The sequence below is a fragment of the Saccharomonospora cyanea NA-134 genome, assembly GCF_000244975.1.
Taxonomy (GTDB): domain Bacteria; phylum Actinomycetota; class Actinomycetes; order Mycobacteriales; family Pseudonocardiaceae; genus Saccharomonospora; species Saccharomonospora cyanea.
The window spans coordinates 1,779,089-1,789,905 of record NZ_CM001440.1 but is presented as its reverse complement, the minus strand read 5'-3'; the positions used below and the strand labels follow the sequence as shown (position 1 = coordinate 1,789,905).

General features: G+C 71.1%; 7 protein-coding genes. All 7 read left to right on the top strand.

Annotated features, from left to right (window positions below; all coding sequences use genetic code 11):
• Nucleotides 1-37: 37 nt before the first annotated feature.
• Complete coding sequence (locus tag SACCYDRAFT_RS08575; RefSeq protein WP_005455422.1) at nucleotides 38-5,059, top strand: non-ribosomal peptide synthetase; 5,022 nt, start codon at nucleotides 38-40, stop codon at nucleotides 5,057-5,059.
• Nucleotides 5,060-5,142: 83 nt separating this feature from the next.
• A complete protein-coding gene (locus SACCYDRAFT_RS08570) occupies nucleotides 5,143-6,285 on the top strand; it encodes an acyl-CoA dehydrogenase family protein (protein ID WP_005455421.1) in 1,143 nt (380 codons plus the stop codon).
• Entirely contained in the window at nucleotides 6,282-7,829 is a 1,548-nt protein-coding gene (locus SACCYDRAFT_RS08565) for an amino acid adenylation domain-containing protein (protein ID WP_005455420.1), read from the top strand. The genes SACCYDRAFT_RS08570 and SACCYDRAFT_RS08565 overlap by 4 nt, the downstream gene beginning before the upstream one ends.
• The gene (locus tag SACCYDRAFT_RS08560) at nucleotides 7,826-8,107 is read left to right on the top strand and encodes a phosphopantetheine-binding protein (protein ID WP_005455418.1); all 282 of its coding nucleotides are present in this window, start codon (nucleotides 7,826-7,828) and stop codon (nucleotides 8,105-8,107) included. Before SACCYDRAFT_RS08565 ends, SACCYDRAFT_RS08560 begins: the two co-directional genes overlap by 4 nt.
• The gene (locus SACCYDRAFT_RS08555; protein WP_005455417.1) at nucleotides 8,104-9,450 is read left to right on the top strand and encodes an NAD(P)/FAD-dependent oxidoreductase; all 1,347 of its coding nucleotides are present in this window, start codon (nucleotides 8,104-8,106) and stop codon (nucleotides 9,448-9,450) included. Before SACCYDRAFT_RS08560 ends, SACCYDRAFT_RS08555 begins: the two co-directional genes overlap by 4 nt.
• Before the next feature lie 42 nt (nucleotides 9,451-9,492).
• Nucleotides 9,493-10,500, top strand: a complete 1,008-nt coding sequence (gene sbnA / locus SACCYDRAFT_RS08550) for a 2,3-diaminopropionate biosynthesis protein SbnA (RefSeq protein WP_005455416.1) — start codon at nucleotides 9,493-9,495, stop codon at nucleotides 10,498-10,500.
• Nucleotides 10,501-10,562: 62 nt separating this feature from the next.
• Entirely contained in the window at nucleotides 10,563-10,784 is a 222-nt protein-coding gene (locus SACCYDRAFT_RS08545; RefSeq protein ID WP_005455415.1) for an MbtH family protein, read from the top strand.
• Nucleotides 10,785-10,817: the final 33 nt, after the last annotated feature.

Genomic DNA, 10,817 nt, shown 5'->3' with positions numbered 1-10,817 from the left:
CACGGAAGCCACCACCGATTCGACGAGGAGAAGTCCCGTGGAACACCTGGCCGAGACGTCGCTGCCCCGGTTGGTCGCCGAGCAGGCCGCACGCACGCCCGACGCGATCGCCGTGATCGACGACGCCGGTTCACTGACGTACGCCGAACTGGACGCGCGCGCGAACCGCCTCGCTCACCTGCTGCGCGCCCACGGGGTGGGCGAGGCGCTCGCCGGGGAACCGGACAGCGTCGTCGGGGTCTGTCTGCACCGGAGCGTGACCCTGGTGGTGGCGCTGCTGGCGGTGTGGCGTGCCGGCGCCGCCTACCTGCCCCTCGACCCGGGGCATCCGGGTGGCCGCCTCGTGTCCGTGGCCCGGTCCGCGGCGCCCCGGCTGGTGCTCACCCAGACGATCACCCACGACGCCGTCGCCGTGGCGGGGGTGCGCACAGTGGTCCTCGACCGCGACCTCTCCGTGGCCGCCGGACAGCCCTCCGACGACCCCGGACCGGTGATCGACCCCGACGCGGCGGCCTACGTGCTCCACACCTCCGGCTCGACCGGCACGCCGAAGGGCGTGGTCGTGCCCCACGCGGGTATCGGGAACCGGATCGACTGGGTGGTACGCACCCACGGGCTCGGCCCCGGCGACCGGGTGTTGCAGAAGACCGCGCTGACGTTCGACGCGTCCATCTGGGAGGTCTTCGCTCCACTGGTGTGCGGTGCGACGGTCGTGCTGGCCCCCGTCGGGGCCGAACGTGACCCCGCCGTGCTCGCAGGCTGCCTGGCCGAACGCGACATCACCGTGCTGCAGGTCGTGCCCTCACTACTGCGCGTTCTCGTGGAGGAACCCGCGCTGGCCGAGTGCCACGCGCTACGTCTGTTGTTCTCCGCGGGGGAACAGCTGCACGCCGAGTTGGTGCACCAGTTTTTGAACAGGCTGCCGGACCCGTCGGCGATCGGGGTGTGGAACACCTACGGACCGACCGAGTGCTCGATCGACGTCACGGCCCACCGCTTCGACCCCGCCCAACGCTCGGGGCCGGTACCGATCGGACGCCCGATCGACGGCCTTCGCGCCCTCGTTCTGGACCCGAGTGGGCGTCCCGTCGAGGCGGGCGAGCAGGGTGAGCTGCACGCGGGCGGGACAGGTCTCGCGCGAGGCTACCTGGGACGTCCCGACCTCACGGCCGAACGTTTCGTTCCCGACCCGACGAGCACGTCGGGCGAGCGGCTCTACCGCACCGGGGACATGGTCCGCGTGGAGCCCGACGGTGTCCTGACCTACCTCGGCAGGCGCGACCACCAGGTGAAGGTCAACGGTGTCCGGATCGAACCGGGCGAGGTCGAGGCCGCGCTGGCCGCGCATCCCGGACTGGGCGGGGCTGTCGTCCTCGGGTATCCGTCGGCCGAGGGCGGCACCCGGCTCGCCGCCTACGTCCGCACGTCCGACGGCGAGGTCCCGGCCGGGCTGCGGGACTTCCTCGCCGAACACCTCCCCGAGACCCACCTGCCCTCGGCGTTCATCGGACTCACCGCCTTCCCCACCACCAGCAGCGGGAAGATCGACAGGTCCGCGCTGCCCGCACCGGACCAGCGCGCACCCTCCCCCACGCGCCCGGACAGCGCGGAGGAAGCGCTCGTCGCGGAGGTGTGGCGGGAGCTGCTCAAGATCGACGAGATCCGTCACGACGACGACTTCTTCGTACTCGGCGGTTCGTCCCTGCAGTTCACCCGGCTGGCCAACCGCCTGCGCAAGGCCAGCGGTACCGAGATCGATCTCCGTTCCCTGCTCTCGGCGACGACCCTCGCCGCCCAGGCGAAGCTGCTCGGCACGGCCCGCCGCGCCGACGAGACCATCCGCCCCGTACCGCGCGACGGTGGCCTGCCCCTGTCGTCCGGTCAGCGCCGGATCTGGTTGCTCGACAGGATGAACCCGCGCAGTCGCGAGTGGATCTCGGCCCTGTTCGTGCGCATCGACCGTGGTGTCGCCGTCGCCGACGTCCAGGCGGCGCTCGACGCGCTCGTGTCCCGGCACGAGTCGCTGCGCACCCGGTTCGTCCTGCGCGGCGACGAGCCGGTGCAGCTCGTCGATCCGCCCTCGGGCTGCGAGCTCACCACCGCGACAGGCGCGCACGACGACTTCGTCACCGACCTCGACGCCTGGCTCGACCAGGGCTTCGACCTCCGCACCGGCCCGCCCGTGAGGGCGCTGCTGTACCGGCCGGAGGCCGGGGAGGCCGTCCTGGTGCTGGCCATGCACCACATCGTCTGTGACGGTTGGTCGTCGGCCGTGCTGGAACGGGACCTGCGGGAGATCCTGGCGGCCCGGTCGGCGGGGCGCCCGCCCGCACTGGCCCCGCTCCCCGTGCAGTACGCGGACTTCGCGGTGTGGCAACGGCAGCGACACGACGGGGACGGCGTCCGGAGTCTCGTCGAGCACTGGCGTGTCATCCTCGACGACGCGAAACCCACGGAACCGCGGACCGACCTTCCCAGACCGGCCCGCCGTGACGGACGTGGCGGCATCGTCGGCTTCACCGTGCCCGCCTCCGTGGCCACGGCGCTCGACTCGCTGGGCAAGCGGGTCGGAGCCACCCCGTTCATGACGCTGTTGACCGGGTTCGCCACGTTGCTGGCCCGCTACCAGGCCGAGTGGGACGTGGTGGTCGGCACTCCCGTGGCCGGGCGCGACCGGCCCGAGCTGGAGAACGTCGTGGGCTTCTTCCTCAACAACCTCGTGCTGCGGTGTTCGCTGGACCCGGGCGACGACTTCACCGGCGCGGTCGCCGAGGTCCGCGACACCTGCCGCGACGCGTTCAGCCACCAGGACGTTCCGTTCGACATGCTGGTGGCCGAACTGGCACCCGACCGCGACCTGTCACGGACCCCGCTGTACCAGGTGGCGTTCGACTTCCACGACGAACAGCTCACGGGCTCGGCCGCCGACCCGGATGACTGGCGGACGCTGCTGGACGTCTCACGTATCGCCAAGACCGACCTGACGATGTACCTGCGGCCGCGCCCCGACGGCTCGCTGGCGGGCGGGTTGGAGTACGCCACCGCGTTGTTCGCGGAAGAGACCGTCGAACGGATGTGCCGGCACTTCCTGGCGTTGCTCGACGCGGTCACGGCCGACCCCACCCGGCCCCTGGCCGAGATCGACTTCGTCGCCGGTGAGGAGGCGGCGACGCTGCGCGAGGTCGCCGCCGGAGCCGAGCTCGGCGAGAAGGGTTTCACCGACGCCACCGTGGTGGACGCCGTCGAGCGGCAGGCCGCGGACTCCCCCGAGGCGACCGCCGTGGTGTGCGGGTCGACGCGCGTGACCTTCGCCGAACTCGACCGCGCGGCCAACCGGCTCGCCCACCGGCTTCGCGACCTCGGTGCGGGCCCGGACCGGGTCGTCGGTGTGCTGCTCGACCGTCGCCCGGAGTTGCTGTCCACGCTGCTGGGCGTGTGGAAGTCGGGGGCGGCGTACCTGCCGCTCGACCCCGCGAACCCGGCCGCGCGGGTGGCCGCCGTGCTGTCGGACGCGGGTGCGAGCGCACTCGTGACGACGGCGGCCGAGTGGAGTCGCGTTTCCGGGGAGGTCGACGGCGTGGCGCCCGTCCTGCTGGACGAGGAGGCGTCGACGCTCGCCGCCGGTCCCTCACAGCCGCCCGCCAGGGTGTGCGACGCGGACCTGCTCGCCTACGTCATCTACACCTCCGGCTCCACCGGAACGCCGAAGGGAGTCCAGGTCACCCACGGCGGTGTCGCGAACCACGTGCGCTGGGCCGTCGACGAGCTCGCGAAGCGCGGCACGGGTGGCGCGCCGGTCTTCTCCTCGGTCGCCTTCGACCTGGTGGTGCCGAACCTGTGGGCGCCGCTGGCGGCGGGACAGCCGGTGCACCTGGTGCCCTCGGACGTGGACCTGACCGAGCTCGGAACGGCCCTGACGGCCGCCGCGCCGTTCAGTTTCCTCAAGCTCACCCCAGGCCATCTGAAGATCCTGTCCCACCAGCTCGACCCCGCGGCGAGGGCCGAACTCGCGAACACCGTCGTGGTGGCGGGCGAAGTGCTGCCCACCGTGCTGGCCCGGGAGTGGGTGGGCGCGCTCGGCGAAGGACGGCTGATCAACGAGTACGGGCCGACGGAGGCGTCGGTGGGCACCTGCGTCCATCCGGTGTCGCCCGAGCCGGGCGGTGCTTCCGTGCCCATCGGCAAGCCTCTCCCCGGCGTGACCATGCGTGTACTCGACGACCGGCTGCGCCCCGTACCGATCGGGGTGGTCGGCGAGCTCTACGTGGGCGGAGCCGGCCTCGCCCGCGGGTACCTCGGTCGTCCCACGCTGACGGCCGCCTCGTTCCTGCCCGACCCCGACGGCCCGCCCGGCGGCCGCCTGTACCGCACCGGCGACCTGGCCCGTGTCCTGGCGAGCGGTGACGTGGAGTTCGTCGGTCGCCGCGACCAGCAGGTGAAGATCCGTGGTCACCGGGTGGAGCTCGCCGAGATCGAGGGGGTCCTCTCGGCTGATCCCCGGGTCCGGGACGCGGTGGTGGTGGCCGACGGCGACGAGGCCGGGCGCACGGTGCTGGCCGCGTTCTGCACCGGCGCCGACCAGGTTGCCGTCACGGACCCGACGCTGGTCCCCGACCTGCTGGAAGCCTGCGCCCGGCAGCTCCCGGAGTACATGGTCCCGACCTCGTGCCACGTGCTCGAACGACTCCCGTTGAGCGCCAACGGCAAGCTGGACCGCAGGGCACTTCTCGCCCACCTGGACGAAGAGGCCGACGACACCGCCGCACTGGAAGGCGTGGTCGAGCGCCGGGTCGCCGAGCTGTTCTCCGAACTGCTGGGCAGACCCGCGGGCCGCGACACCGACTTCTTCACCGCGGGCGGCAACTCCATCCTCGCCATCCAGCTCGTCGCGGCCGTGCAGGCGGCGTTCGAGACCGAGTTGCCCATCCGGGCGGTGTTCGAGGGACCGACCGTGTCCGCGCTCGCCACCGTCATCGAGGAGCGGGTCCGCGCCGAGATCGACGAACTCGACGACGAGGACCTCGGTGTGACCGGCGCGGCCGGGAACCTCACGCGCTAGGACCGCGCAGGCCCACGGCACGGCAGCCGACCAGAGCCCTCGTCATCCCGGACAACGGGCACCGCGAGAACCGGAGGACGTCGATGGACTTCGACCTCACCCCCGAGCAGCACCGCCGCCTCGAGGAGATCGAGACGGCGGTGCGGGAACGCCTCGGGTCGGAAACACCGTCCACACCGGACGACCATTTCACCCGTGAGCGGTGGCGGATCGCCGCCGACATCGGCCTGACCGGGTTGTGCCTGCCCGAGCGGCACGGCGGTGGTGGGCTCGGAGCGCTGGACACCGCACTGGCACTGGAACGGTTCGGAAAGGCCTGCCCCGACACCGGCCTGGTGTTCGGGGTGGCGGCACACCTGCTGGCGTGCGGGGTGGCGGTACGGGACTTCGCGTCCCCCGAGGTCGCCGACACGTTGTTGCCCGGACTGTGCGACGGCGAGCTCATCGCCGCGAACGCCATCACCGAGGACGAGGCGGGCTCCGACGTCGGTGCCCTGTCGACCAAGGCGGTCGCCGACGGGGACACCTACCGGCTGACGGGCGCGAAGTCGTTCTCCAGCAACGCGCCGCTCGCCGACGTCCTCGTCGTCTACGCCGTCACCGATCCCGCGGCGGGCTTCCTCGGTACCAGCGGGTTCGTCGTGCCGAGGAACACCCCGGGCCTGTCGGTGGGCCTCCGCCTGGCCAAGGCGGGCCTGCACGGGTGTCCCGCGGGCCGGGTCACGCTCGACGACTGCGCCGTGCCCTCCCGGTTCCTTCTCGGTGAGCCGGGCCAGGGTTCCATGATCTTCCAGCACTCGATGGGCTGGGAACGCAGTTGCCTGTTCGCGGTCTACCTGGGACTGATGGAACGCCAGCTCCGCCGCTGTGTGCGGCACGCCCGCACGCGGCGGCAGTTCGGCAGACGGATCGGCGACAACCAGGCGGTGTCCCACGCCGTCGCGGACATGCGGCGGCGACTGGAGAGCGCCCGGCTGCTGCTCTACCGGGCGTGCTGGTCGCTGGACGCGGGCCGGGACCACACGACGGCGTCCTCACTGGCCAAGGTGGCCGTGTCGGAGGCCGCGATCGCGAACAGCCTCACCGCCGTCCAGCTTTTCGGCGCCACCGGCTACCTGGCCGAACACGGTGTTGAGGCCGCTCTGCGCGACAGCCTGCCCAGCACCGTCTTCTCCGGAACCAACGAGATACACCGCGGCATCATCGCAAGGGGTATGGGACTGTGAGCCTGCACGAACTCGTCATCGACAGCGCGCGACGGTATCCCGACCGTCCCGCGATCGTGTTCGGCGATGACACGCTCACCTACCGGGAACTCGACCGGGCGGCCGAGGAGTTCGCGGCCAGGCTGGCCGCGGCCGGAGTGAGCAGGGGTGACCGGGTCGTCCTGTGGGCCGACAAGTCCCCCGCCGTCGTCGCCGCGATGCAGGGGGTGCTGCGTCTCGGTGCCGTGTACGTGCCCCTGGACGGCACCGCGCCCGTGGGCCGGGTGGCGGTGGTGGCCGGTGACTGTGGCGCCGCCGCCGTGTGCACCGACGCCGGCCGTCGCCCCACGGCGGACGAGGTGCTGGCCCCCACGACCGCGGTACTCGACCTCGACGGCGGGGAGGAGCGAGAAGCCGCGGTAGCGCCCCGCGTGGATGCCGCCGTCGCACCCGACGATCCGGCCTACGTGCTCTACACGTCCGGTTCCACCGGCACGCCCAAAGGCGTCTGTCTCAGCCACCGCAACGCGGCGGCGTTCGTGGACTGGGCCGTGGCCGAACTCGGGCTGGGCCCCGGCGACCGGCTCGCCAACCACGCCCCGTTCGCGTTCGACCTGTCGGTGCTCGACCTCTACGGCGCGTTCGCGGTGGGAGCCTCCGTGCACCTGATCCCCCGGGAGTGGGCCTACGCGCCCCATCGGCTGGTCGACCTGCTCTGCGGCGGCACGCTCACCGTCTGGTACTCCGTCCCGTCGGCCCTGCTCCTCATGATGCGCGACGGCGGCCTGCTCACCCGGCCCGCTCCCCCGGCGTTGCGGGCGGTGTGTTTCGCGGGCGAGCCGTTTCCCGTCGACGGCGTGCGTGCCCTGCGGGAATGGACCGGCGCCCGGCTGCTCAACCTGTACGGGCCCACCGAGACCAACGTGTGCACGTTCCACGAGGTGACGGCGACCGACCTGGAACGTGACCGGCCGGTGCCGATCGGACGCGCGTGTTCGGGCGACACCGTGTGGGCGGCCCTGCCCGACTCGTCGGTGGCCGGTCCGGGTCAGGAGGGCGAACTCCTCGTGGCCGGACCCACGGTGATGCGCGGGTACTGGGGGCATCCCCCGCAACAGGGGCCGTACCACACCGGGGACATCGTCCGCGTGCGCCCGGACGGCGGCTTCGACTACGTCGGCAGGCGCGACCACACGGTCAAGGTCCGGGGACACCGCATCGAACTCGGCGAGGTGGAGGCGGCGCTCGGCAGCCATCCCGAGGTGGACGACGTGGCCGTGGTGTCGGTGGGAGAGGGACTCGACGCCCACCTCGTGGCGTTCGTGGTGCCGAAGCCGGACGCCAGGCCCGGCACGCTCGCCCTGCGTGCCCACCTGGCCGCCACGGTGCCGTCGTACGCGGTCGTCGATCACGTGCACCTGGTGCCCGACCTGCCCCGCACCGCGAACGGCAAGGCCGACCGGGCCGCGATGCGACGCGCACACACCGAGTCGCGTGCCCGGCGCGACACCTCAGCGTCCACACGCGACAAGGCGACGGCAGACAAGGAAGGAAGAGGGCGATGACCACCGAGGACGTCGAGAAGGAACTGCTGCACTACATCCGGGAGGAGTTCCTCTGGGGCGACGAGAACAACGAACTGACCGTGACGACCCCGCTGCTCGAATGGGGAATCATCGACTCCCTCCGCACGGCCCTGCTGCTGACCTGGGCCCGGGAGAGGTACGGCGTGCACGTCTCGCCGGCCGAGGTCAACAGCCGGAACTTCCGCAACGTGCGGTGCATCGCCGCGCTCGTGACCGCAGAGATCGATCAGCACGCCGGTGAGGAGATCGTCCGATGACCGAACTCGACTACGACGTCGCCGTCATCGGTGGCGGCCCCGCGGGCTCCACCACGGCCTCGTACCTCGCCCGGGCCGGGCTCTCGGTGGTGGTCTTCGAGAGCGAGACGTTCCCGCGCCCCCACGTGGGTGAGTCCCTGGTGCCCGCGACCACCCCCGTGCTCGCCGAGATCGGGGCACTCGACAAGATCGACGAGATCGGCTTCCCCCGGAAGTACGGGGCCTCGTGGACCTCCGCGGAGACCCGCGACATCCCGACCCTCGGTTACTCGGGCCTCAGCCACGACTGGTCGGCCGAGGTGCAGTTCGTCGAACGCAACCAACCGGGCGTGGACCGCGACTACACCTACCACGTCGACCGGGGTCGGTTCGACGCCGTGCTGCTGCGGCACTCCCAGGAACAGGGCGCCACCGTGTTCACCGGTGCCCGGGTCCGGAACGTGGACTTCGACGATCCCGACCAGGTCCGGCTCGACGTCCGGTTCGGCGGGAAGGACCTCAGCTACACCGCGGGCATGGTCGTCGACGCGTCGGGCAGGCAGACGCTTCTCGGCAGGCAGCTCAGGATGAAGGTGTCCGACCCCGTGTTCGACCAGTACGCCGTGCACACGTGGTTCGACGGACTCGACCGGCACGCACTGAGCGGGAACGCGGCGACGGCGGACCACATCTTCGTCCACTTCCTGCCCATCGAGAACACGTGGGTCTGGCAGATCCCCATCACCGACACCATCACCAGCGTCGGCGTGGTGACCCAGAAGAAGCGGTTCAAGGCGGCGGGCACGGACCGGGAGAAGTTCTTCTGGGACTACGTCGGCAGCCGTCCCGAGCTGCGGGACGCACTGGCGAAGGCCGAGCGGATCCGGCCGTTCCGGGCCGAGGGTGACTACAGCTACTCGATGACCCGGATCTGCGGCGACCGGTTCGTGCTGATCGGTGACGCGGCCCGGTTCGTGGACCCCATCTTCTCGAGTGGGGTGAGCGTCGCGCTCAACAGCGCGCGCATCGCCAGCCAGGACATCATCGCGGCCCACGCGGCGGGTGACTACACGAAGAAGCGGTTCGACACCTACGAGGGCAAACTCCGCAGAGCCGTCAAGTACTGGTACGAGTTCATCTCGATCTACTACCGCCTCAACGTGCTGTTCACGGCGTTCGTGGCGGACCCGCGCTACCGCATCGACGTGCTCCGGATGCTGCAGGGCGACGTCTACGACGGCACCGAACCGGAGGCGCTGCGGGCGATGCGGGAGATCGTCGCGGCGGTGGAGAACGACCCCGACCACCTGTGGCACCCGTACCTCGGCACACTGCGGGCCCCCTCGGCGGCACCGAGCTTCTAGAGCGTGGCCGGGTAGGGCCGGCGCGGCCGAAGGAGGGCCGATATGACCGACCACGTGAGGCGGGGCATTCTCGCCACCGTGGGCTCCACCCCACTCGTCGAACTGGAACGGTTGTCGATCGACTGCGACATGCGGGTCTTCGCGAAGGTGGAGAAGTTCAATCCCGGGGGCAGCATCAAGGACAGAACCGCGGTCAGCATGCTGCTCGACCGGCTCTACACCGGGCAGCTCGACCCCGGCCGGTCGGTGGTCGTGGAATCCAGTTCCGGCAACCTGGCGATCGGACTGGCACAGCTCTGCCGCTACTTCGGACTGCGGTTCGTCTGTGTCGTCGACGCCAGGACGACCTCCCACAACGTGTCCGTGCTCCGGGCGTACGGCGCGGAGGTGGAGGTCGTCACGGAGCCGGACCCGGTGACGGGTGAGCTGCTCGCCGCACGGCTGCGCCGGGTCGAGGAGCTCCTCGACGAGCTGCCCGACGCGTTCTGGCCCAACCAGTACGCCAACCCACGTAACCCGAAGGCGCACGAACGCACCATGCGGGAGATCGCGACGGCACTGAACGACCGCGTGGACTACCTGTTCTGTCCCACGGGCACCACGGGCACTCTCCAGGGCTGCGCGCGGTACGTCCGCGCGCACGGCCTGTCGACCACCATCGTCGGCGTGGACGCGGTCGGCAGCGTCCTGTTCGACCCGGACCCGCCCCCGGTGTCGCGGCTCGTTCCCGGCCACGGCGCCTCGGTACGACCGGCCCTGCTGGACCCGTCCGCGGCGCACCGGGTGGTCCATGTCGACGACCTCGACTGTGTCGTCGGGTGCCGGCGGCTGGTCGCCCGTGAGGCGATCCTCGCGGGTGGTTCGTCGGGCGCCGCGGTCTCGGCGCTGCACCGCCTGGCGCCGTCACTGCCGCCGGGATCGACCTGTGTGCTCATCCTGCCCGACGGAGGTGATCGTTACCTCGACACCGTCTACTCCGACCAGTGGGTACGCGAGCACTTCGGTGACGTGACGCACCACTGGCGGGATCCCGCTGTCGCTCGCATATAGCGAAGTTATGGCGCAGGCCACAAGGGTGAACACACCACAGCCACGACCATCTGGAGGGTGTCATGGACGTCCAGGACGACTACGGCCACGATCGCCGCTATCGCGTGGTGCGCAACGACGAGGAACAGTACTCGATCTGGTGGGCGGACCGGGACCTGCCCGCCGGATGGCACTCCGAGGGCACGGAGGGCACCAGACAGGAGTGCCTCGACCACATCGGTCGCGTGTGGACCGACCTCCGGCCGCTGAGCCTGCGCCGTCGCATGGCCGAGCTCGGCCGGTGACGTCGACCGGACACCAGGAAACGGACTTACCGA

Excerpts from the sequence above, each read along its gene's own strand:
- SACCYDRAFT_RS08570 (WP_005455421.1), top strand. The coding sequence starts at position 5,143 with ATGGACTTCGACCTCACCCCCGAGCAGCACCGCCGCCTCGAGGAGATC.
- SACCYDRAFT_RS08560 (WP_005455418.1), top strand. The coding sequence starts at position 7,826 with ATGACCACCGAGGACGTCGAGAAGGAACTGCTGCACTACATCCGGGAG.
- SACCYDRAFT_RS08555 (WP_005455417.1), top strand. The coding sequence starts at position 8,104 with ATGACCGAACTCGACTACGACGTCGCCGTCATCGGTGGCGGCCCCGCG.
- sbnA (WP_005455416.1), top strand. The coding sequence starts at position 9,493 with ATGACCGACCACGTGAGGCGGGGCATTCTCGCCACCGTGGGCTCCACC.
- SACCYDRAFT_RS08545 (WP_005455415.1), top strand. The coding sequence starts at position 10,563 with ATGGACGTCCAGGACGACTACGGCCACGATCGCCGCTATCGCGTGGTG.